We start from the raw sequence: 22,425 nt of genomic DNA, 5'->3' as shown, positions 1-22,425 counted from the left end.
CATATTGACATGGAACTCTGAAAATAGAATTTCAATAAATATAATTATTAACAATAAAAATTGGCAAAGCTTTTTTGCTGCTTACAATGAGGTGTCGTTAGCTCAAAACCTTGGGTCAAGAGGCGAGTTATGCTGTATCTATGTCGTTATTTGCAAGTGATAAAAAGCCGCATCGCGCGGCTTTTTTTATAGGCGACTGAGGTTATTTTTTATATTTTTCAAACCATGCGAGTGTGTGTTCGATTTTGCTGATCATCCTTGATGGCTTACCCGCAATGCCATGTGGTGCACCGGGGATTTTAACCAATACCGAATCAATTTTACGATGCTTTAATGCCTGATAAAATTGTTCTGTTTCAGCCATGGGTGTACGCAAATCTTCTTCACCTGTCATCAGCATCGTTGGGGTGGTTACATTGCCTACCAATGAAAGGGGGGAGCGCTGCCAGTAGTGATCTACATGTTCCCACGGCATGCCTGGAAATTGTGTAGGGATCTGTAATAGTCCACTGTCGGCGGTAAGCACTTTACTCAACCAGTTGATAACGGGTTTTACCACCACAGCGGCATTAAAACGATTGGTCAAACCTATTGCATAGGCGGTGGCGATTCCTCCGGCTGAACCACCGGCAATAAACAGGTTGTTTTCATCAATAAAGCCTTTGCTCAACATCGCATCTACGCCAGAGTTGTGATCGGCAAAGTCTTCTTTGGAGCTGTATTTATATTTCAATAACATGGCAAAGCGTTCGCCGTAAGAGCTGCTGCCTCGATGGTTGTCATAAAATACCACATACCCTTGGGCTGCATAGCGCTGTAACTCAGCTGAGAAATGAGGGCCATAAGCTAGGTGCGGTCCGCCATGTATCTCAAGTAGTAAAGGATACTTCTTGGCAGGGTCAAAATTTGGTGGGGTTATATACCAGCCCTGAATTTTTTCACCATCGAAAGAAGAAGCATATGTAATTTCGTGTACTTTACCCAGTTGTTTATGAGCGAGTAGATCTTCATTTAATGTTGTAAGCTGTTTTACTTTTCCCTTGTTGGTAACCAGTGCGACATCGGCAGGGCGCTGACTACTGCCTTTAGTAAACGCTATTTGCCCATCGTAATTAGCACTAAACTGGCCACTCAAATAGGGGCGTCCCAATGTGGTACCAGAGAGGCTATCGCTGAGGTCGGTTATTTTTCCTTTTGTGGTGATAGTCGCCAGCTTCTTTTTACCATGGTCATCGTATGAAATAGCTAATTTGGCGCTGCCTATCCAAGTCGGATCTTGAATGGAACGGTCAAAGTCTTTTGCCACAAGTCGGCTTTGTTTAGTTTGCCAATCCATAATGTTTAGTTTGTGGTTACGATAAGGGTTAAGCTCACCTGATGCGCTTAGATAAACGAGCTGTTTGCCGTTTTGTGAAAAACTTGGTGAATGTTCTTTACCGGGGGCTGTGGTTAATTGCGTAATTTGACCGTCAAAATCCACTTCAAATAAATCGCCCTCAAGGCCTTTGTATTCCCAATCATTAACGCGGTTTGCGGAGAAAACAATCCCTTTCGAGTCTGCGCGCCAAGCCAATTTACCGCTATGGTGATAATTCCCTGATGTAAGCTGGCGGGGAGTTCCGCCCTCACTGGGTAATACAAATATTTGACGGTAGCCGGGTTTTACTAAACCACGGCCATCGGCTTGATAGTAGGCTCGGTCAATTACTATCGCAGGCTCCGACCAAGAAGCACCTTTTGGTGGGGGAGGCATTTTGGCGATAACACTTGGTTTTTCTTCTACTTTTTGGCTGAATGCGAGCCATTTACCATCTGGTGACCAAGTTAAATCGCTCACTCCGGAACCTTTCTGAGTAAGCAAAGCTGTGCGGTTTTGTGTTAGATAATGTACGTGGATTTGATTGCTACCTGAGACATTACTGACAAAGGCAATTTTGCTTCCATCTGGCGACCACCTCGGCTGATTGTAACTATTTTCGTCAGAAAATAGGGGAGATTGCACGCCTGAACTACTATCAACCAGCCATAAGTTCTGTCTTTTGGTGTCTTTCATGATGTCGTTGGAATTTCGAACATATATAATTTGCTCGCCATTAGGTGAGATCTGAGGATCGCTTGCGTACTCTAGTTCAAAAATATCCTTTGCTTGTAACCCTTCGCTGGCTTGTGCAAATACTGGCAACACAGTACACGCAAAGAATGTGCACTGTAAGGCTGTTTTTAACCTCAAAGACATATTAAGTTTCCCATATAAACAGTTATTCAAATAGATATGACATAGTTATTCAGCTCGACGAGAATGTCACCCCAGATACGATAAAGCTAAATAAAAATCGGATATGTGTAATAGCCACCAGTATGGGTTTTCGAGATAGCTTGTAAAATGATTAATAGCGGATGCTCAGTGAAAGGTTTGAAACCAGTATTGGCGTTTGCTTGTGCCTTATTGATAGCGCTAAGCAGGTAAAATTACTGGAAAATAAATATGACGGTTTGAACTGCGTTGGCTATACATTAATGAGGGGGTCATTTTCAATTTGACGGAAACAAATTATGGCGATCACACTTACCCAAGAAGAAAAGAGCATACTAAAGAACGTATCGATTCCGCCTCGTCCTGAGGTGTTAATAGAGTTTTCGCAAGAGGCAAAAAAACCAGAACCAAATATTAGTACAATCGCAAAAATTCTACATTCTGATGTGGGTATTTCCGCTGCGGTTCTTCAAGTCGTCAATTCCGCTGCTTTTCGTCGTGCGCGCGAGATTGATTCGATCGATCAAGCGATTATGACTTTGGGGTTAAAACGATTAGTGCCGCTTGTTAAAGCTGTGGCCTTAAAAGCGACAGTTGGGCAAGATTCACAAATGGCAGAGTTTTGGGATAGTCAAACCGAAATCGCACAATGTGCATCAGTCGTTGCAAACGCGCTGAAAAAACCGAGTCTTGCAAATCATGCGTATATGTTAGGGTTGTTCCATTTTGTTGGTGTGCCTATTCTCAAGCAACATTTTGATAATTATGATCAAATCCTCAGTTTAGCTGAGGAAAGTGGCTGGGATTGTGCTGCTACAGAAGAAATGAAGCTATACAAAACCAATCATACGACTATCGGCTCCTTGCTGGCTGCCCAGTGGGGGTTACCTAAAGTGATGGTCTATGTGATTTACTATATGCATGACGTAGAGGGCATTTTTAACTCAGGTGAGCTTGATCAGTCGGGCTTGGATTTACTCTGTATTTTAAAAATTGCCAGACATATCGTGTTTTTAAAAAACAACTCAGGTGAAGTAGATAGTGAATGGCAGGCAGTACAAGAAGATATTATGGATTTTCTTGAAATGGAGTATGAGGAAATGTCAGATTTAATGCTGTCTGAGTTTGACTAGCGTCTTATACAACTTTATAGAACAAAAAAGCAGTACCGAAGTACTGCTTTTTATGGTTTTAGACTGTATCTATTAGCCACGAATTTGCGCTGTAATTGCAGCAACAGCTTGGTCAATATCTAACATCAGCTTTTCACCTGTGCGGCGGTTTTTAAGCTCAACTTGGTTATTGTCTAAGTTGCGTTCGCCTATGACTAATGTGAAAGGCACACCAAGTAGTTCCATATCGTTGAACATTACCCCTGGGCGCTCTTTACGGTCATCAAACAATACGTCGATACCGGCAGCTTTAAACTCGCTATACAATCGTTCTGCGATATCAGGAATACGGTGAGACTTGTGCATATTCATCGGTACAATAGCCAGCTCGAATGGCGCAAGCGCTGTTGGCCATTTGATGCCATAATCATCATTGTTTTGCTCAATGGCGGCGGCAACAATACGCGACACGCCGATACCGTAGCAACCCATAGTCATGATCTGATTTTTACCGTTTTCGCCCAGTACACCCGCATTCATAGCTTCCGAGTATTTAGTACCCAACTGGAAGATATGACCTACTTCAATACCACGCTTGATTTGTAGTACGCCTTTACCACACGGGCTAGGATCGCCCTCTACGACATTGCGCAAATCAAATACTTCATATTCGGCGACATCTCTATCCCAGTTAATCCCGCTGTAATGTTCACCATCTTTGTTTGCGCCAGCAACAAAATCAGCCATAACCGCTGCGCTTCTATCAACGATGATTGGCATGTTTAGGCCCACTGGGCCGAGTGAACCTGGGTGAGCACCAATCGCGGCAAAGATATCTTCTTCTTTGGCCATTTCAAGCGGAGAGTCCACCAACGGGTGTTTCTCTGCTTTTAATTCATTTAGCTCATGGTCGCCGCGCAGGATTAAAGCAACTAAGCCGCGTTGTTCATTTTCATCTGGTGCGCCGTAAACTATCAGAGTCTTAACACCACGGTGAGGCTTTACACCATGATGTGTTTTTAGATCAGCAATGGTTTTCGCTTCAGGGGTCGCAAACGTGTTTATCTCTTTGCTTGGCTCTGGGCGTGCTTCGGTTGGTGCAAGCGCTTCTGCTTTTTCAATGTTCGCCGCATAATCACTCTCAGTGCTAAACGCAATCGCATCTTCACCCGATTCAGCTAAGACGTGGAACTCATGAGATACGCTTCCGCCGATAGAACCTGTGTCAGCTATTACTGGACGGTAGTCAAGGCCCAAACGTTCAAATACGTTGCAGTAAGCTTGATGCATGCGCTGATACGTTTGCGCTAAACACTCTTCGGTCATGTGGAAAGAGTAGGCATCTTTCATGGTGAATTCACGCGCACGCATCACACCAAAACGTGGACGTACTTCGTCACGCACTTTGGTTTGTACTTGATATAAAGTCAGTGGTAACTGCTTATAACTGCTGATCTCTTTACGAACAAAATCGGTGATCACTTCTTCGTGTGTTGGACCAAGTGCAAATGGACGGTTGTGTCTGTCATGAATACGCAACAGCTCAGGGCCAAACTGCTCCCAACGTCCCGACTCTTGCCAAAGGTCTGCGGGCTGGATAACAGGCATCAGCATTTCAATGGCACCGGCTTTGTCCATTTCTTCACGCACAACTTGCTCGACTCTGCGTAGCACTTTTAATCCAGATGGCAGCCAAGTGTATAAACCTGAAGCCAGTTTGCGGATCATGCCCGCACGTAACATTAGCTGGTGGCTGATAATTTCAGCATCTGATGGCGTTTCTTTTAAAGTCGCCAAGATATATTGACTGGTACGCATGATGGTTCCGTTCGTAATGTAATTGTTTTTGGTAATAATGGCGCGTAGTTTATCAGCGCCAGAGCGCTAGACAAAGCGTTTATTCTCGGGTTATCTCAATCACTTGATTGTGTTCACCGTCCACTTGCCAGCGAATATTAAATTCGTACAAGCTCATACCGTAAAATTGCGTGTGCTGCTTCTGCTTTTTATAGGCAGGACGCGGGTCTTGCTTGAGCACGTTTATGATAAACTCTTTTAATTCAGGATAGCGTGTTTGTCTAGCAATAAATTGCTCGGCCTGTTCGCTAAAACTCACTGTCATCAAAGTCTCAGGGCGAGTATCAGCAAACCCAGCACTGGCATCTATCATGGCATCTGAATAGGGTAAATAGGGCTTAATATCAACAATCGGCGTACCATCGAGCAGATCGATACCCGAGAGCAATAGCGCTAATTGACCATTTTTGTATTCTACACCTTCAAGCTTTACCGCGCTCATGCCAATACCGTTTGGTCTAAAGGTGGCTCGGGTTGCAAATACCCCTTTGCGTTCATTGCCGCCAAGGCGTGGCGGGCGAACCAGAGCTGAATAGCCTTTATCAGCGGTTTCATGAAAGCGAAACAGCAACCATAAATGGGTGAACTCTTCAATTCCGCGTACAAATTCTTCACGACTAAAGTCTTCGCAGAATACCAGTTTTGCTCTCGCTTGAGGCACCAGTCTTGGCTGACGTGGTATAGCAAATTTTTGCTTGTAAGGGGATTGAATAAAACCTATGGGCTGGATCTGATAGCTCTGCACTGTATCTCTTATGTTTCGGTTGTTTTAGGCGCTCGGGATTGTAGCGCGTTAATGGGCGTTTATCCACGACCAGCGTGTTGTGATTTTGGTTGATGATTTGCTTAGCGAGTGTGAATTTACAGCGCTAGTCGTCTATCGTGCGTTGCAATAACGACTCAGTTTCTATGGCGATTTCTTTCATCTTAATAGCGTAAAGCTCGAGTTTCTTTTGTTCTTGCGTCTTAGCTTTAAACTGGGGGACTGGTACGGGATAACCAGCTTTGTCCATGGCAATAAAACTGATGATACAATGGTTACTCTCAACTAAAGACTGCTTTTGTGGGTCGCCACAGCGTACGCGAATAAATATCTGCATACTGGTTTTGCCAGTATGCGCGATTTGTGCGGACACTTCGACAATTTGCCCAACTAAAATAGGGCGCTTAAAACGAACGCCTGCCACGGACACCGTGACACAATAGCTACCGCTCCATCCTGCGGCACAAGCGTAACCAGCCTGATCTATCCATTTCATAACAATACCGCCATGAACTTTGCCACCGAAATTAACATCGGTTGGTTCGGCTAGAAATCTAAATACCACTTCAGAGTGTCCACTCATTGCCCGCTACTCTTCGCTGTTTCTTTTGATTAAGTATATGCAATATCTGAGGTTTTGCTGAACTAAGCGAAGCGCAAGAAAAAGGGGCTCTTTAGCCCCCAGCAATTTAGGTTGGATTATAGACCTGTAGCGTAGCTACATGTTCGGGTAGTTTGGCCCACCAGCGCCCTCTGGTGTGACCCAAGTAATGTTTTGGCTAGGATCTTTAATGTCACAGGTCTTACAGTGCACACAGTTTTGTGCGTTGATCACAAACTGCTTCTCACCCGCATCATTTTCGTTTATTTCATACACTCCGGCTGGGCAGTATCTTTGAGCAGGCTCTGCATACTTTTCCAAATTGACCGTAATTGGAATACTGGCGTCAGTCAATTTCAGGTGACATGGCTGAGATTCTTCATGGTTAGTATTTGAAAGAAACACCGATGAGAGTTTATCAAAACTTAATTTACCATCCGGTTTTGGATAGTCTATTTTATGACACTCTGAAGCAGGCTTTAATGCAGCATGGTCATGATGTGTGTCTTTAAAGGTAAAGGGTAGAGAGCCTGAAAAAATATTCTGATCTAACGTGTTGTAAGCTCCGCCTAGAATTCTACCAAACTTATGGATCACCGGACCAAAATTACGTGATTGGTATAACTCGTCATATAGCCAACTTGCTTTAAACTTCTGTGCGAAACTGGTTAGATCAGCGTTAGGCTGTTCACCACCCAAGGCTTCGATAATGCAATCGGCGGCTAGCATGCCTGACTTCATGGCGGTGTGGTTGCCTTTGATTTTGGCAAAGTTAAGCGTACCTGCATCACAGCCGATCAATAAGCCGCCAGGGAAGTGCATTTTAGGCAATGAATGGAAGCCGCCTTTTGCGATAGCCCTTGCACCATATGCAACGCGCTCTGCTCCTTCGAGTACTTGTGCGAAAATAGGGTGGTGTTTCATGCGTTGAAATTCATCGAACGGGCTCAGATAAGGGTTGCTGTAGTTAAGATCAATGATCAAGCCTACAACGACTTGGTTGTTTTCCGCGTGATACATGAAAGAACCACCATGGGTGTCACTTTCAAGCGGCCAGCCTGTACCATGTACCACGGTGCCTTCTTTATGTTTACTTGGGTCAATTTGCCAGATTTCTTTAAAACCTATGCCATAGTGTTGTGGTGTTGCATCTTTATCAAGGTCGAACTGTTTGATAAGTTGCTTGCCCAAATGGCCCCGACATCCTTCTGCGAATACGGTGTACTTTGCGCGCAGTTCCATACCTGGCATATAACTGTCTTTTGGCTGACCATCTTTGTCTACCCCCATATCGCCAGTTACGATGCCTTTAACTTCGTCATCTTCAACTATTAATGAATGAGCGCTAAAACCTGGGAATATTTCCACACCTAGCTGTTCTGCTTGTTCTGCTAGCCAGCGACACACATTACCCATAGAAACAATATAGTTACCATGATTTTTAAATGTTTTTGGTACGGCAATATGCGGAATAGTGGTGGCTTTATTTTCATCCTTGAACAGATAAATTTCATCGCCTGTCACTTGTGTGGTGATAGGTGCGCCTTTGTCTTTCCAATCGGGTAAAAGCTCATCGAGTGCTTTAGTCTCAAATACGGCACCTGACAAAATATGTGCGCCCACTTCAGAGCCTTTCTCAACGACACAGATCATCAGTTCTTTTTCTTGTTGCTGTGCCTGTTGTGCGAGTCGGATTGCGCAAGATAAGCCCGCAGGCCCTGCACCAACCACAACTACATCGAATTCCATGGTTTCGCGTTCAACCATTTTAACCTCACTATGTTTTGACGGTGTATTAACTAAAAAGAGGCTTTAGTTTTGATTACGTTAAAGTAAGGTTATTTTAGGTTGACGTTTACGTCAACAGGAAGTAGTCTGATTCCATAAAATAATTATGTTGACGTATACGTCAGCTTTAAGAATATAACCAGATGATGGAGTTACCATGAAAGTACTTGTGCCAATCAAGCGAGTGATTGACTACAACGTCAAGGCGAGAGTAAAGCCAGACAACAGTGATGTTGACTTAAGCAACGTAAAAATGGCAATGAACCCATTTTGTGAGATTGCTGTTGAAGAGGCTATTCGTTTAAAAGAAGCTGGTACTGCCAGTGAAGTTGTTGCTGTGTCAATTGGTGACAAAGCATGTCAGGAGCAGTTACGAACAGCATTAGCGCTGGGTGCTGATAAAGCTATCCACATTGAAACGGATGCTAAGCTTGAGTCATTACATGTTGCTAAGTTATTGGCTAAGCTGGTTGAGCAGGAAAACCCTGAGTTGGTGATCCTTGGTAAACAGTCAATTGATTCAGATAACAATCAAACAGGCCAAATGCTCGCTGCACTGACTAATCGCAGCCAGGGCACATTTGCATCAAAAGTAGTCATCGAAGGGGGCAAAGCACAAGTCACTCGTGAAGTTGACGGGGGGTTGCAAACTGTATCGTTGACTTTACCTGCCATTGTAACCACAGATCTACGTTTAAATGAGCCACGTTATGCCTCTTTACCAAATATTATGAAGGCAAAACGTAAACCTCTGGATGTCGTTGCAGCAGACAGCTTAGGTGTCGATCTTGCGCCACGTATCGAGTTGTTGAAAGTTGAAGAGCCTGCAAAACGCGAAGCGGGTATTATCGTGGAAAGTGTAGAAGAATTGGTAACAAAACTAAGAACTGAAGCAAAGGTGATCTCATGAGCGTATTAGTTATTGCAGAACATGAAAATGGCCATTTAAAGCCTGAAACCGCAAAAGTGGTTAATGCGGCGGTAGCGATAGACGCTAATGTTGAAATTTTGGTTGCCGGTTCTAATGTTGCTGAAGTAGCCAATAGCGCGGCTCAGATTGCTGGTGTAAGTAAAGTACGAGTTGCAGATAGTGCGACATTCGAACATCAGTTGGCTGAAAATACTGCGGATCTAATTGTTGAACTGGCTAGTAGCTACAGCCACATTCTGGCGAGTGCATCGACAACGGGTAAGAACATTCTTCCACGCGCAGCAGCATTGTTAGACAAATCACAGATTTCAGAAATCATTGCGGTAGTTGATGCAGATACTTTCAAACGTCCTATCTATGCGGGTAACGCCATTGCTACTGTGAAGTCGAATGAGTCACAAAAAGTGATTACCGTGCGTGCAAGTGCATTTGACGCACAAGGCGAGCGGGGAGCATGTGAAATTGAAACGCTATCAATGTCACTTGATAACACGCTAAGTTCATTCGTTGGTATTGAACAAACTGAATCAGAGCGCCCAGAGCTTAATGCGGCACCTGTGGTGATCTCTGGTGGTCGTGGTATGCAAAATGGTGAAAACTTCGCATTGCTAAATGGTATAGCTGACAAACTAGGAGCTGCCATCGGTGCTTCTCGTGCTGCGGTAGATGCGGGCTTTGTACCAAACGATATGCAGGTAGGACAAACAGGTAAAATCGTTGCACCTGATTTGTATATCGCAGTGGGTATTAGCGGTGCGATTCAACATTTGGCTGGTATGAAAGACTCGAAAGTGATTGTTGCTATCAACAAAGACCCAGATGCGCCGATTTTCCAAGTAGCTGATTATGGTCTAGTGGCCGACTTATTTGATGTGTTACCGGAGCTCGAAGCCGCATTATAAAAGAATAATAAAAATTCTGGTTGTTAAAGCCGTTGTGCCGTATGGCCGCGGCTTTTTTTATAGTGGGTAGTAAGCGTCTTAGGCGTCATATCAGGGAGATTAGCCTTGTCTTACGTTAAGCTGGGATATTAACCGCCGGTTGGAAAGCTACAATCGTCGCTTTGCAAGCCTAGAAAGCGCAGAACTGCTCAACGTAGCGATGGTACAACCTACAGATTATCCCTTCCAGAGCACTGAGCGTTTTAATAATCTTTTCTAAATATAAAACATTTAAAACACTTATATAGCAAACCCTGCAGGTAATGCTGAGCGTTTTCACTTCGTGCTATAAGGTAACATCTCTCTATCTGATTGTTTATTAAAATAAAATGGTTTGATATATTGTTTCCGTTTTGGGTGAACTTAACCTAAAACAGGGTTTTGCTTACAACGGCAAAGTTCTTAATCATCTCATATTTTATAAAGGACATAGATGAGAAAAATTATACTTTCCATATTTTGTATTGGATTAGCCGGCTGTGGTGGCTCGAACAATACAACGGCCACCCCAAACAACACAAAAGGCCAACCAACGATGGTTTTTGGTGAAGGGAAACTAAACGAGTCTGAGTTAGGATAACAAGATGAAATTAAATAAAATTATTAGCGCTATGTGTTTACTATCGAGTTGTAGCAGTATGGCCCAGGAGTTAATTACTTTTAAAGCAGGTGACGTGGCTACGGCAGAGGCATTTAACAACAACTTTAAAGTAACCCACGATGCTACGCTTGAGAATGCGCAACAGATTGAAGCAGCGTCACAAAAAGCTGATAGCGCAGAGCAAAATGTAGAAGCGTTAACACAACAAATCCAGTCGCTTACAAAGACTATAGAAAGCTTAACGAACAATCGCTTTGAAGTGTATATGGATGACTATGGTTTGTTAGGCGAGGTTATATCGTTTGGTGGTGGCATTAATACGCGTGCGGTGGTAAAAAAGGGCGATTTAATTTTTAATATTAATGGCAGTATGATCAGTACAAAAGCAGCTTATTACACGGATGAGCAATGTACTCAGCCGGTTGTCGAAGCAAGTGCTTCAGCACAACGAGGGCTTGGTAATGTATTAGTAGCCCATGATAAAGATGGCGGGCTATACACCGTAAATGAGCAATCAACTAAGGTAGATGGCCAAAGCGTATATAGTTTTTCTCCCTATTTTGAGAGTCCCGAGACGCCTATGGAACTTAGATGTATGGAAGCATACCAAGGTGGAAACTTTACAGGCTTTGTGCCGACTAAAATTGATACGCCTGATTTTGTTAAGGTCGAAGTAGGACAACTTATTACATATGCTAGCCTTCTAAGAGCCATATCTATAAAGCACGCACAGTAGATTAAGGGTAACGAATAGCCAACTTATGGCTATTCGTTACGTCACGGCAACTTAGCATACAAATGTACTTGAACATGCTAAAGCTGTACTTGGGCTTTTTGCTGTAGGAACTGTTCAATGCTTAAGCTGCTAGATTGACACTGTTCAATTGCCTTAGCAGAGAATACCCAAACCAAACTCTGCGGTTGCTCATCTTTGCTGTCAGGCCAGCTATTGAGAGTCACCGCCACTGACTCGTCGAATGGCATGTCGAATGACGCTATCAAATCAGACTCAGTTTCACTACATAAAACATCCGCTGCAATTTGCTCTACGGCTACAATTAATTGAGCCCGTTGATGCTGACGAGCGAGCTTGTTGGTCAGTGCGTGATATTGCTCAGTTAACTCAGCTTTTTGTTGGTTTGCCTGAGCCAGTTCTTGTTTAAGTTTGGTCATTTGATCCGCTGAGGCTTTATCGGTAATCATGGTTTGTCGTTTTTCAAGACTAAAAAGCTGATGTGACAAGCTACGCAGCAGCTGTTTGAGTGCCATAAACTCGTCATTTTGATTGAAGCTATGAGCGATGTGTGGTGCAGGTACTTCATCGTCATCAATTTTAAATTCAAACGCGATGTGAACGCCTTGAGTAGGCGCATAAAGTGTATGAATATCATCAAGCTTTACTCGAGAGTCTTGAATGCTTTGAGTCACTTTATTGTTTAGTAAATTAGACAGTTGAATGAGTTCGCTATGTTTCGGTAGCGCGACAGCTTTAAAACCAAATAATAATGTAAGTAACAACAGTGGTTTGCACATGTGGTATCCCCATTGAAAAGCAAAGAATCAAATGTGTGAACAATGGGCCTTGCATAGCTTGGCCCATTTACATTTAGAGTTGGCTAACTGTTATAAAGACACCAGCCAGGTTTGCCACTCACTTTCATAGGCGCTGCTCCACTGCGACAGCTGCTGCTGATAGGCTGACCAATCAGCTTCTCTGGTATTGCTACGAAGCTCACGCACATCCTCCATATGACGTTCCATCATGAAGCGCGCGGCTAAATAACCCCAGCGATAGATCTGATCTGTACTATCACTGTAGGTTGTGTTTAACACAGTATTTAACGATAGGTTAGAGCCTGAACGGTTGATCAAGGCAATTGCATCAGAGTTGTTGTGTTTCAAAGAGATATATTCTGCTAGCCCTTCACTCCACCATACGGTGTTTTGTGGGTAATCAGAAAAGTTACCTTTGAGGTTGAAGCGACCGTCTAAGTAGTGCACGTATTCATGCTCTAGGTTCCAAATTGCGAATTCAGGGCGTAACCAATCAGCTTCGTGGGCATAAAAAGTGGCCTGGTTATTTGGGTCTGTAGCATTTCCTTCGATATACATACCGCCATTATTGGTACTGATGCCAAAAAAGCGAGATCCATAACGGTTGTATTGGGTGTAATCATCAAAGATCACCATCAATAAGTCGTCATTTAAATCATTGCTTACTGGCTGCCATGCGGTTTCCAATCGCTGATGAAAATAGGTTTCTTCTGCTCCGACGATAGCACATGAGTCGTTGAATTGAGCATTGGTCATATCTTGTGCTTGAAACCTTAATGTGTCACTACAGGTGTGGCGTAGAGGTAAAATATTATCGGGAGTTGGTTTTCCTTTTGCTACAACGGATGTTGCTGAAGCGGCAAGTAATGCACTGATTATTATTGTGTATTTCATGTTGGTTGTTCCTCCGGTTATTGTTTTTTTGTAATTAATCCGGCCAGATTATTGAATTAATGTATAGCACATTGTGAATAATGTATACAATATACTTTAAATATTTTGTGCGGAGTTTGTACGAATGGCTTACTTGTCGATGGTAGATATTTGCACAATTGCCAATATCGGCTTTACTCAGTAGTTAACAATTTCGCAAAAAAGGCTGTAAAACGATGAATAGTAAACTTATTGGTATTATCCTCATTATCGCTGGAGTTGCTTTGGTTGCTTGGGGCTACAACATTTATGATTCAGCGGAATCACAACTAGGTAGAGCGTTGAGTGGGGAAACTCCCGTTGAAGCTTGGGTTGGTATGGTCGGAGGAGCGATTTGTCTCGCTCTCGGTATTTTCAAAATTAAGTAGCGTACAAAACCGACTATTGTGGTGTTATGACTAAAATTTCAAAATTACCTTAGCTGATAGTGACATCTGATGGATTAGACCTTCCTAGCATTGAAGTATGCTTGTTGTAAAAATGAGTGCTGTTACTTTTGCTTTCGCCGAATGTGACAAGACGGCAATTCAGTAATGTAGTTTAGCACCCTTGAAACTCGAGGGTCTTTCACAGACCCAGTATACCTTGTTGAATTTTCTGAAGATAAACGATCAGCGATGAACTTATTAATCGATATGAAGAGTTCAAGCATGATGTTGATTACTATTAAAAATGTTGAGATATGATTAAAGACCTACAATCCCTCGTTCTTCAGAAAGCGTACCGCCTTTATTGGCGTTACTAAAACAGCTTCTGTGATTACCCTTTTTGTAATCGATGTAAACCTCATCCTGCTCTAACGCTCGGTGGTGTATTGCCACTTCGCCAATTGCACCTTTAAAAAGCCCAGTTAGATAGGAAGAGCGGCTGCCTATTCTTAAGGGCATATCGTTAGCTAAAGACCCTGTGCGCTTGGTTGGATCGTGGATACAGCTGGGTTGTCCGTCAATATAAAAACGCAGGCCATTTGCTTCATCTCTATCAACAGAAACGGCGACATGATGCCATAAACCATCAGCAACAGAAGAGTTAGAAATATAAGTAGTACAAGCAGCATTAGATTGATCACAGTACCAACTGCCAACACCATCAGCTAGTTGGAAGCCGAGCTTACCATCATCAACAAACATTACATATCCCTTTACAGTATCCATTTGATTTTCATATCTTTTATCAACGATTACTCGTTGTTCAAATGAGTTTGTTTTGATCCAAGCGGTGACAGAAAAATCGCCCGTAGTTACATCCAAATCATCATCATCAGGTAGCTCAATATAATCATCAAAGCCATCAAGGCAAAAGGCTAAGTCTTGCTGTGACGTGGTTAACCGAATGGCGCTTTCTTGATTCAGGGCAACCTCGGGAATTTTTGCAACCAGATTTGTAGGATTGGAGAGCGCCCATAGTGTTATCCCGACAGTGGAGACGGACATAACAGAAATTGCACCTAATGCTTTGTTTTTATCGCAGACTAATTTCCTATTTCTAGGTTTGAAGCGTAGTTTCCCATCAATATAGTAGCCTTTTCCACGAACGTTTTTAATGTACTCATTGTGCTGGTTTTGACCCAAAGATAGACGGAGGATCCGAATGCGTTGTTTTACATTTTCATCACCCGTAATGACATTTTTCCACACCATGGCCAGCAGTTGTGCACTTGAAAGCGGGTAAGGAGAATGCTCAATCAAGGTTACAAGCAAATTAAAAGATAGTTCGGGTAAAGCTATCTCTTGTTGCTGCTTATAGACTTTATGGGTCTCAAAACATACGAATAAATCGTTCAACCAAACGCCACTGTATTTGTTCTTTATTGTGTCAGGTTGCACTGTCTTACTGCTGGCTAGCATCGCAAAATATCCCTGTTTTTTCCAAATTGGGTAAATTTATTTTACGCATTGTTTAACCATATTTTCCATAGTAATAACGAAATTAATTTTAAAATCACTTTTTTCTCACCCAATTTCACTGTTTTTTTGCAAATTTTGCCGTTGCCAGTGAATGAAAATGCCTTGTAAAAGGAAGGTTGTCGGAATATTTGTGATCATATATTTAACGCAGAATTGCAAAAGTTAGTGGTGATACTCGACACGAGTGCCTTTTAGTACAAAATTTATTAGCACGCAAAAAGTTCAGTTAACTAAATATATGGGCTGTATATTCAATCGGTTACTCTGATGATTTAATGGTTTTTGCTGGGGGAGCAGAAGAGGACTTAAAACACGGTAGGCACCACAGAGCGGTGTCCTACCGTGAAGTGCTTAAAGAGTTTTCATATATTCAATGACTTGCCACTTTTGTTCTTCATTTAGGTTGGTACCGTAGCTATGCCCACGATTTGAATTTCCAGGCATAATTTTTCCATCGCTACCATTAACGTTGAACTTGCTCAGTCCTGTTGTTGTATCAAAACCAACATGAATCGGATCAAACTCGCGATTACCGACCCAGAACTCAGTAACACGCTGTTCCGGCTTTTTCATTAGTTCATACAAGTTAGGTACGGAGCCATTATGCAAATAAGGAGCGGTAGCCCAAATACCGTTCAATGGACGGCCTTTGTAAACCCCTCCGTCTAAAACGCCATCTGCGCAGTCTGCTTCCACAGCATCCGCCGTTTCACCGCGGTTTTTCAGGTGTTGAATCAGTAAGTTTTCTAATTCTTTTACCACGCTAATTTTATTGCCATTTGCGTCGGTACGCTCTGGAATATTACCCGCCTTTAAAGCAAGAGGTAAGTCATTCAATACCAAGCCCACAACGCCGGTTGACTGGGATATCGCTCGCATTGTCTACTGCTTGAAACTTTGAGCCGATCAGAATGCGCTCTTTAGTGCCCTCTAAGAAGAGTGTTTTTGCCATGTGGCATGATGCGTTGTTGGCCGTGACAGGATCTGTGCCCAATTCGCTTATCAAGGTTTGATTTGCCACATAATCTAAATGCTCTTGATCTCTAGGCACTACTTGGTGGCAACTAGCACACTCTTGTTTATAAAGTAATGCTCCTTGGGCGGCTTTTTCTGTATCGATTGCAGGGAAGTACTCAAGAGGCCATTGTGGTGATTTGAGTGTTTTAACCCATGATTCAAGATTTCCTAGGCCAATCATATCAACGGTTGAGCTGTAGCGCGCATGTTTACCAAATACACGTTGCCAAAACGGTGCTTCTTTGATTTCTAGTTCTCCAAATACCCCAACTACCTCACCTATATTTCTCACCAGTGGGCCGACAATTGGAGTATTAGGGGCAGAAGCGTTCCACTGAACCACGTCAGACTGATGGGTTCCCCAGAGAAACGGATAAGAAACGGGTCCGGTGGGGGCGTTTTTATTGGTCAAATCATTGAGGGCAAATGCCGTGCCTGCGTTTTGAATATTGCCAAACGCATCAAGGCGTGCATAACTGGTGAAGTCTTTAGGGTAGTTATCGGGTAATGAATTAACCACTTGACGTTGTGCAGTTTGCAGTGCGATATCTTGTAAGCGTTGCTTCAAGTCATTTTTACTTGAAGTGTTGTAATTTGACCCGAGTACATTGCGAGCGAAACGTTCGAATTTTGCCTCTTCGTTGAGTGTTTTGTTTAGTGCTGCAACAAGGCGGTCAAAAAATAGTACGAAGTTAGCGAGGGTTGGGGCACCGTCTACTAATATTTTAGTGCCTTTATAATCAATCTGATTGGTGTGACACGCAGCGCACGTCATACCTACCCAGTTTTCACCAGTGGTTTGATTGGCGTGTTTAGCAAAGCCTATAGGCAGACCGCCGGGGTTTTTCTGGCTCGCTTTGCTTGGTAGATAGCGCAACGACTCCATATGTTCACTGTGACGGAATAACTGTGTACTATCCGCTTGCTCTAACCAAACGAACCAAGAGTATGGAATGATCTGTGAACCTTGGTTGGTAAACCAGAAATTTTCACTCACTTCCTGACTCCAGCCTTGATCTAACCACGTACGGTCGGGAACTTGGCCTTGTTCAGGCGTAACGGCGATGGGATCGGGTGGCGCAGTGTGACGATTGGCTGTACAGCCTACGACGGTTAGAAGGCCAGCGACACTCAATGCCGCAGCGAAATGCAACTTGCTCATTATTATGTTTTCCTTGCAACTGTGGATTGTAAAATAATAGTTATATTTTGTTACAATTGCTATTACAGATAATTACAAGCAAATAAAAAATGCAATGTTAACTGACACATACAACGTGACAGTCAACATTGCATGGAGCGTTAGAAGTAAGCGCGAATACCTAATTTGATGTTTCGGCCAGGCAGAGGAGCCTGATCTTTTATAAACGAGCTGTGTACAAAGCCAAGTTCATCGGTCAGGTTATCCAGATTTAGATAGCCAACAAAGTCGATGCCTTGGTGGCTGAAGTCATACTGCATACTTGCATCAACAATGGTGTAGCCAGCCGTAGATGTTTCATACGCTGTGATGTCATCTTGTTTGGTATAACGAGTCACGGTCATGTTGGTTTTGAACCCTTCATATGCGAACTCGTACTTAACCCCTAACTTGTCACTTGGTATACGAGGTAGCGCACCACCATTTTTAAGCTCAGCATTGAGCTTATCAGCAAATACTTTGACGCGATTTTTGTCATCAATCTTATAATGAGCGTCAATTTCTATGCCGTATAGCCGTGCGTCTTGGCTATTGAACTGGAACACTGGCAAAGCACCTTCATGCTCGTGTTCAGCCATTTCAAGACCGTGTTCATCGCTAAACATCAGCCCTGTACTCTGTTGGTAGTAATAGTTATCTATGTCGTTGTAAAATAGATTTATGGTATAGCCAAAATCACCGATAAAACGACGCAGACTTAAGTCAACATTGGTCGCGGTTTCTTGTTTGATATCTTCTGGCTCAAAGTGAACTTCTCCATCTTCAAAATGGTAACCAAGGCCAAGTTCATAGGTGCCTGTCGCAATATGTACACCATTTGCTAGAAGCTCTGCGGTTAATGGCGCACGCTCTGAAGTGAAATATTCATGGCAATGTTGTGTCCGTCTTCGAGTTGATAGACGCCACCTACTGATGCACTAATGTTGGTTAGATCAAGCTGGTAATCAATGCTTTCAAAATCATGTTCATCTTCATGAAGGTCCTCGTCGTGGTCACCGTGGTTGTCATGACTCGTTGCACTAATATGACTGCTGAGTTGGTAGTCCTCAATTCGAGCGCCGAGCTCTAGCGTAAAATCACCAAAAGATCGTTCTTCGAGCAGATAAATTGCATGTGATTTTGTCGTCGTCGATGGCGTGAATGCCTCTTCGCCCTGAGCTGCGTAGTCACTATCACTGTAGTGATAACCGATAATACCATGCCATTGACCAAACTTATGCTCTATGTTTGTTCTCAGCTCTGTAGATTGATTGCTAAAAGTTGTGCCAACAGCATCACCTTCAATTTCGCTATGGGTATAGTCTGTGTATCCTGCTCGCAGACTAACAGATTCAATCCATTGGTTATGTAACGCGTAGTTGAATAGGGCTTGCCATCTATCTTGCTTGACGCGAGCAAAGACATTCTCTTGCTCAAGTTCTTCATGGGGTTCTTGGTTATGAACGTCATCATGAGCATCATGTTCATCACCATGCTCGTCGTGCTCATCATGGTGTGCGTGACTGTGGCCTGGCACACCATAGTCAGTGTCTATGCGCCCAAATGATAAACCAACGGTAACATGCTCATTCACGTAGCTAGTACCAAAATTCATTTGTTGAGAGTCAATGAAGGTATTATCCACATGGTTTGCAAACTTTGTATGCTCTTCGTGCTCGCTTGGTGACTCTTCGCCATGTTCGTCGTGTTCATCTGAAGGGAGTTCAAAGGTCGGTGTTTCGTAGTCTCCACCTTTACGGTTAACGCCATCAAAATGAAAATTAAAGCCGTTAGAACCTGTTTCTAGCAGCGCTGAATAGGTATTGGTATTGGAAACACTATCGTGTGAATATTCCGCAGCGCCAGTTAATGATTCAATCACATCACTTGGGATGCGATTGTCTACAACGTTGACTACACCGCCAATTGCGCCCGAGCCGTAAAGCAATGTGGCAGGACCACGTAAAACTTCTATCTGTTGAGCTGATAAACTGTCGTTAGTATTGGCGTGATCTGGGCCGACGCGAGATGCATCGCTACTATCTAAGCCATTTTGCGTAATCTTCACGCGTGGGCCATCCAGGCCTCGAATGATAGGGCTTGAAGAAACCGGCCCAAAATAACTAGCATTGATACCAGGAATGCCTTTTAAGGTTTCGCCCAGTGTTGGTTTGGCTGCGTTCTTTAATTCATCCCCACCAAGCACAGAGACTGGAGAGGCCATTTCGACATTATTTTTGTGCAAGGCTGAGGCAAATACAACAATACTTTCTACTGAGCTAGGTTTAAGTTGTACGGTAACAAAACGGTTATCTGAAACAATGTTGATACGTTCGTCAATATAGTTATTTTTGGTAACGTGTAGTTGAGAATCTGAATCCACAGCAATGGTGAATTGTCCATTTTTATCGCTGGTTACAGATTGAGTTTTACCGTGTAAATGAATTTTAGCACCGCTTACTGGCTGGTTGTTATGGTCTACGACTTTACCTTTTACATCGCCTGCAAGTGCATAGGTTGAAAACAAAGCGGAAACAATGGCACTACTTATTAGGGACTGCTTAATCATGATCTTCGACTTGTATTAGAATGAGAATGTTTGGTGTTGTTATAATATAACACTGCCTTATTTGAGATTCAATAATGTTATATTATAACTTTTAATTTTTATTGCGATTGTGATCATAACTCCTATAGTTAGAGTGAATTAAGGACTAGGGTACCTGTTATGGCTAAACCATTTGTATTCAAGGCGCGCTTGAATGTAGCGGATTTATACCATCATGCTAATCACCAGGAAGTATTTACAACGGCATTACAAAAAGCAGAGACATTAGAGCATTTTGTGTTAAAGCTGTTAGGCTACTGTGCGTTGTCTTATGAACAGAGTGCACATCTAAATAGTATGTCAGAAAAACAAAAACCTGATGTATGGCTTGAAGATGAGCAGGGTTATATTACCGTCGCCCTATATGCATGCCCAATAGAGCTAGATGAGATCATTCGTTTAGCAAAACAATTCCAAAAACTAGTACTGCTAATCAAAGAGGACCACGAGTGGTTTGAAACAGTTAAAGAGCGCTTAAGCTATGCGGACAACGTGAGTATATTTGCACTTGAATCAGATTTTGTTGACTCTTTAAGCTCTGCACTTAGTAGGAGCTTACATTGGGATATCGTAATCGAGCAAAATCAAATTAGTGTCAGTGATAAACATGAGTACTATGAAACTCATGCGTTGAAGTTGCTTTAATAAAAGGCCATTTGGGGCAACACAAAATATGTTTACCCCAAAATCTAGTACTACTTAGAAGCTGTATGAGTAGCTTACACTTACAGATGTAATTTCTGTACCATCAAAATCATAGCTCTCAAAACCTAGAGTGTATTCATGACGGTTGTTTTGGTAACCAACACCAGCACCAAAGCTCAAATCAGATCCCGATACTTTGCCTGCACCAGAATAACCTGAGTATGAGGCTTTGGCATCCGCGTCCCATGAATTAAACGCTAAATCAGCAAACACCATGAAGCCATTCTCGAAAGTATTTTTTAATCTCGATTTAATGTACAACGCGCTTAGGTCGATATCTAAATCCACAGCGCCACAGCCAAAGCATACACCCGATAGTTCATAACTAGGTGTGCCAAACTTTTTATAGCCACCCATAACTGATAAGTGTTTGTTAAACTGTTTACCCACAAACAGCCCATAGCCAGTTGCTTTATCAGAGCCCATACCACCAATTTCAGGATCAATACTATCAGAGCTGATGTTTACGCCCCAAAGCCATTGGTTATCGGCTTGCTCTGCGTTTACGGTTGATGCGAAAGATAAAGCGGATAGAATGACCGCGGACAATACAGATTTTTTCACGTGTGAATCCATAGTTTACATAAAAGGAGTTGCATTTTAATTCCTGTATCGGAAACATCAACTAATTTGACTGTTTTTTTGTCTTTCTGGCGTATAAGTCAACTAAATCAACAGCTTGTTAACGTTTTGCTGTCAAAATAGCCTTATAGTTTTCGTATCTTTAACCATATCTAGAAGCTTGAACCGGGTTGTGTGAGAAAATCAATTTCTTCTTTAGTTGATTGGCGACCTAAAACCGAGTTTCTATGTGGGTAACGCCCAAATCTATTGATAATAGCTTGATGCTTTAACTCAAAATTGAGGTTTTGCTTGTTACCTAGTGCTTCATATAATTTCACGGCTTCGGTATGTATGAGTGGTGATTCGCTATGCATAAAAGGTAGATAGATGAAGCTACGTTGCTGGCTAGGTAATTGTTGATCAAAGCCCTTATCAATTGTTGTTTGAGCGAGTGCGAGGGCTAGTGGATCCGAGGCAAACGCCAAGGGAGTGTTTCGATAAATATTTCTAGAAAATTGGTCGAGAACGATGATTTCAGCAAGGCTGCCTTGGGGGGTTGTACGCCAGCTAAAAAGCTCCGAGCGACTCGCTTGAGTATGTAAAGCGCTAAAACGGTGTGTGATCAACAAATCGAATTCTGCGCTTTTTTGCCACCACATTTTAGGCTCAATTTCTTCAAACCAAAATGCTAATACGTCTTCAATCATAGTGGCTATCCATCTTGCTTTACCCAGAGCATTTGGGCCTTTAAATACCTAACGATACTAGTTGGACAACATTGTTAGCCATTGCTCTGGCTCGGCGAGAATGAACTCATAGCTGTGCTTATCATCCAGTATCACCCTTATGGCGCTCTCTGTGATTGGTAAGATACCGGCACCCAGTCCTTGGCATTTTTCAACCTTTACAATTTTCGCTCGGTCAATTGCGTATGGGCCCATACCAATTTGTTTATTGAACGGTTCAAACGTCAATTGCTGATCTGTGACCGATAACATTCCATCGGCTTTTGCGACACCATTTTGAACAGAGGCGTTAGTAAGCTTGATGATTTGTTGTTGCATGTGAAGTTCCTTGTCTTTGCTACAAGAATCATCATACGCTTAAAA

The 22,425-nt window shown here is 42.8% G+C and carries 19 protein-coding genes and 1 pseudogene; 6 read left to right on the top strand and 14 right to left on the bottom strand.

Annotated features, from left to right (window positions below):
• Nucleotides 1-202: 202 nt before the first annotated feature.
• Complete coding sequence (locus C2M32_RS10295; protein WP_105168348.1) at nt 203-2,236, bottom strand: S9 family peptidase; 2,034 nt, start codon at nt 2,234-2,236, stop codon at nt 203-205.
• Nucleotides 2,237-2,553: 317 nt separating this feature from the next.
• Between C2M32_RS10295 and C2M32_RS10290 the strand changes: the two genes are divergently transcribed.
• Nucleotides 2,554-3,387: an HDOD domain-containing protein gene (locus C2M32_RS10290; protein ID WP_105168347.1), complete on the top strand. Its 834-nt coding sequence runs from the start codon at nt 2,554-2,556 to the stop codon at nt 3,385-3,387.
• A gap of 72 nt (nt 3,388-3,459) precedes the next feature.
• On the opposite strand, the gene C2M32_RS10285 is transcribed toward C2M32_RS10290, so the two are convergent.
• From C2M32_RS10285 to C2M32_RS10270, 4 genes are all read right to left on the bottom strand, one after another.
• Nucleotides 3,460-5,184 (bottom strand): proline--tRNA ligase, encoded by a 1,725-nt coding sequence (locus C2M32_RS10285; RefSeq protein WP_105168346.1) that lies wholly within the window; start codon nt 5,182-5,184, stop codon nt 3,460-3,462.
• A gap of 79 nt (nt 5,185-5,263) precedes the next feature.
• Nucleotides 5,264-5,968 carry a tRNA (N6-threonylcarbamoyladenosine(37)-N6)-methyltransferase TrmO gene (tsaA, locus tag C2M32_RS10280; protein ID WP_105168345.1) on the bottom strand — a complete coding sequence of 235 codons (705 nt, stop codon included), beginning with the start codon at nt 5,966-5,968 and terminating at the stop codon, nt 5,264-5,266.
• A 124-nt stretch (nt 5,969-6,092) separates the two neighbouring features.
• Nucleotides 6,093-6,569: an acyl-CoA thioesterase gene (locus C2M32_RS10275; protein WP_105168344.1), complete on the bottom strand. Its 477-nt coding sequence runs from the start codon at nt 6,567-6,569 to the stop codon at nt 6,093-6,095.
• 135 nt (nt 6,570-6,704) lie between these two features.
• Complete coding sequence (locus tag C2M32_RS10270) at nt 6,705-8,354, bottom strand: electron transfer flavoprotein-ubiquinone oxidoreductase (protein ID WP_105168343.1); 1,650 nt, start codon at nt 8,352-8,354, stop codon at nt 6,705-6,707.
• 178 nt (nt 8,355-8,532) lie between these two features.
• Between C2M32_RS10270 and C2M32_RS10265 the strand changes: the two genes are divergently transcribed.
• From C2M32_RS10265 to C2M32_RS10255, 3 genes are all read left to right on the top strand, one after another.
• Nucleotides 8,533-9,285 carry an electron transfer flavoprotein subunit beta/FixA family protein gene (locus C2M32_RS10265; protein ID WP_105168342.1) on the top strand — a complete coding sequence of 251 codons (753 nt, stop codon included), beginning with the start codon at nt 8,533-8,535 and terminating at the stop codon, nt 9,283-9,285.
• Entirely contained in the window at nt 9,282-10,208 is a 927-nt protein-coding gene (locus C2M32_RS10260; protein ID WP_105168341.1) for an electron transfer flavoprotein subunit alpha/FixB family protein, read from the top strand. The genes C2M32_RS10265 and C2M32_RS10260 overlap by 4 nt, the downstream gene beginning before the upstream one ends.
• A 623-nt stretch (nt 10,209-10,831) precedes the next feature.
• Nucleotides 10,832-11,584 (top strand): hypothetical protein, encoded by a 753-nt coding sequence (locus C2M32_RS10255; protein ID WP_105168340.1) that lies wholly within the window; start codon nt 10,832-10,834, stop codon nt 11,582-11,584.
• A 77-nt stretch (nt 11,585-11,661) separates the two neighbouring features.
• Here C2M32_RS10255 and C2M32_RS10250 read toward each other — a convergent pair whose 3' ends face one another.
• Nucleotides 11,662-12,381, bottom strand: a complete 720-nt coding sequence (locus tag C2M32_RS10250; RefSeq protein WP_105168339.1) for a hypothetical protein — start codon at nt 12,379-12,381, stop codon at nt 11,662-11,664.
• Nucleotides 12,382-12,471: 90 nt separating this feature from the next.
• On the bottom strand, nt 12,472-13,296 hold the full coding sequence (locus C2M32_RS10245; RefSeq protein WP_105168338.1) for a collagenase: 825 nt from the start codon (nt 13,294-13,296) through the stop codon (nt 12,472-12,474).
• 215 nt (nt 13,297-13,511) lie between these two features.
• Here C2M32_RS10245 and C2M32_RS10240 point away from each other — a divergent pair, with 215 nt between their 5' ends.
• Entirely contained in the window at nt 13,512-13,703 is a 192-nt protein-coding gene (locus C2M32_RS10240; protein WP_105168337.1) for a DUF3185 family protein, read from the top strand.
• A gap of 318 nt (nt 13,704-14,021) precedes the next feature.
• Here C2M32_RS10240 and C2M32_RS10235 read toward each other — a convergent pair whose 3' ends face one another.
• From C2M32_RS10235 to C2M32_RS10225, 4 genes and pseudogenes are all read right to left on the bottom strand, one after another.
• On the bottom strand, nt 14,022-15,119 hold the full coding sequence (locus tag C2M32_RS10235; protein ID WP_234401275.1) for a LamG-like jellyroll fold domain-containing protein: 1,098 nt from the start codon (nt 15,117-15,119) through the stop codon (nt 14,022-14,024).
• Nucleotides 15,120-15,593: 474 nt separating this feature from the next.
• On the bottom strand, nt 15,594-16,121 hold the full coding sequence (locus C2M32_RS21015) for a di-heme-cytochrome C peroxidase (RefSeq protein WP_199886149.1): 528 nt from the start codon (nt 16,119-16,121) through the stop codon (nt 15,594-15,596).
• A complete protein-coding gene (locus C2M32_RS10230) occupies nt 16,072-17,421 on the bottom strand; it encodes a di-heme-cytochrome C peroxidase (RefSeq protein WP_199886148.1) in 1,350 nt (449 codons plus the stop codon). Before C2M32_RS10230 ends, C2M32_RS21015 begins: the two co-directional genes overlap by 50 nt.
• Before the next feature lie 140 nt (nt 17,422-17,561).
• Nucleotides 17,562-20,008 (bottom strand): annotated as a pseudogene (locus tag C2M32_RS10225) (TonB-dependent receptor).
• A 159-nt stretch (nt 20,009-20,167) separates the two neighbouring features.
• Between C2M32_RS10225 and C2M32_RS10220 the strand changes: the two are divergent.
• Nucleotides 20,168-20,692 (top strand): YaeQ family protein, encoded by a 525-nt coding sequence (locus tag C2M32_RS10220; RefSeq protein ID WP_105168335.1) that lies wholly within the window; start codon nt 20,168-20,170, stop codon nt 20,690-20,692.
• Between the two features lie 54 nt (nt 20,693-20,746).
• Here C2M32_RS10220 and C2M32_RS10215 read toward each other — a convergent pair whose 3' ends face one another.
• The 3 genes from C2M32_RS10215 to C2M32_RS10205 form a co-directional block, all read right to left on the bottom strand.
• The gene (locus C2M32_RS10215; RefSeq protein WP_158678198.1) at nt 20,747-21,316 is read right to left on the bottom strand and encodes an outer membrane beta-barrel protein; all 570 of its coding nucleotides are present in this window, start codon (nt 21,314-21,316) and stop codon (nt 20,747-20,749) included.
• 170 nt (nt 21,317-21,486) lie between these two features.
• Nucleotides 21,487-22,023, bottom strand: a complete 537-nt coding sequence (locus C2M32_RS10210) for a DUF924 family protein (protein ID WP_199886147.1) — start codon at nt 22,021-22,023, stop codon at nt 21,487-21,489.
• A gap of 57 nt (nt 22,024-22,080) precedes the next feature.
• On the bottom strand, nt 22,081-22,380 hold the full coding sequence (locus tag C2M32_RS10205) for a hypothetical protein (RefSeq protein WP_105168332.1): 300 nt from the start codon (nt 22,378-22,380) through the stop codon (nt 22,081-22,083).
• Nucleotides 22,381-22,425: the final 45 nt, after the last annotated feature.

Source organism: Pseudoalteromonas sp. T1lg23B, from assembly GCF_002964665.1.
Lineage (GTDB): Bacteria > Pseudomonadota > Gammaproteobacteria > Enterobacterales > Alteromonadaceae > Pseudoalteromonas.
The sequence above is the reverse complement of the archived record's forward strand: the minus strand, read 5'-3'. Positions and strand labels throughout refer to the sequence as shown.

Excerpts from the sequence above, each read along its gene's own strand:
- C2M32_RS10295 (WP_105168348.1), bottom strand. The coding sequence starts at position 2,236 with ATGTCTTTGAGGTTAAAAACAGCCTTACAGTGCACATTCTTTGCGTGT.
- C2M32_RS10290 (WP_105168347.1), top strand. The coding sequence starts at position 2,554 with ATGGCGATCACACTTACCCAAGAAGAAAAGAGCATACTAAAGAACGTA.
- C2M32_RS10285 (WP_105168346.1), bottom strand. The coding sequence starts at position 5,184 with ATGCGTACCAGTCAATATATCTTGGCGACTTTAAAAGAAACGCCATCA.
- C2M32_RS10275 (WP_105168344.1), bottom strand. The coding sequence starts at position 6,569 with ATGAGTGGACACTCTGAAGTGGTATTTAGATTTCTAGCCGAACCAACC.
- C2M32_RS10270 (WP_105168343.1), bottom strand. The coding sequence starts at position 8,354 with ATGGTTGAACGCGAAACCATGGAATTCGATGTAGTTGTGGTTGGTGCA.
- C2M32_RS10265 (WP_105168342.1), top strand. The coding sequence starts at position 8,533 with ATGAAAGTACTTGTGCCAATCAAGCGAGTGATTGACTACAACGTCAAG.
- C2M32_RS10260 (WP_105168341.1), top strand. The coding sequence starts at position 9,282 with ATGAGCGTATTAGTTATTGCAGAACATGAAAATGGCCATTTAAAGCCT.
- C2M32_RS10255 (WP_105168340.1), top strand. The coding sequence starts at position 10,832 with ATGAAATTAAATAAAATTATTAGCGCTATGTGTTTACTATCGAGTTGT.
- C2M32_RS10250 (WP_105168339.1), bottom strand. The coding sequence starts at position 12,381 with ATGTGCAAACCACTGTTGTTACTTACATTATTATTTGGTTTTAAAGCT.
- C2M32_RS10245 (WP_105168338.1), bottom strand. The coding sequence starts at position 13,296 with ATGAAATACACAATAATAATCAGTGCATTACTTGCCGCTTCAGCAACA.
- C2M32_RS10240 (WP_105168337.1), top strand. The coding sequence starts at position 13,512 with ATGAATAGTAAACTTATTGGTATTATCCTCATTATCGCTGGAGTTGCT.
- C2M32_RS21015 (WP_199886149.1), bottom strand. The coding sequence starts at position 16,121 with ATGCGAGCGATATCCCAGTCAACCGGCGTTGTGGGCTTGGTATTGAAT.
- C2M32_RS10230 (WP_199886148.1), bottom strand. The coding sequence starts at position 17,421 with ATGAGCAAGTTGCATTTCGCTGCGGCATTGAGTGTCGCTGGCCTTCTA.
- C2M32_RS10220 (WP_105168335.1), top strand. The coding sequence starts at position 20,168 with ATGGCTAAACCATTTGTATTCAAGGCGCGCTTGAATGTAGCGGATTTA.
- C2M32_RS10210 (WP_199886147.1), bottom strand. The coding sequence starts at position 22,023 with ATGATTGAAGACGTATTAGCATTTTGGTTTGAAGAAATTGAGCCTAAA.
- C2M32_RS10205 (WP_105168332.1), bottom strand. The coding sequence starts at position 22,380 with ATGCAACAACAAATCATCAAGCTTACTAACGCCTCTGTTCAAAATGGT.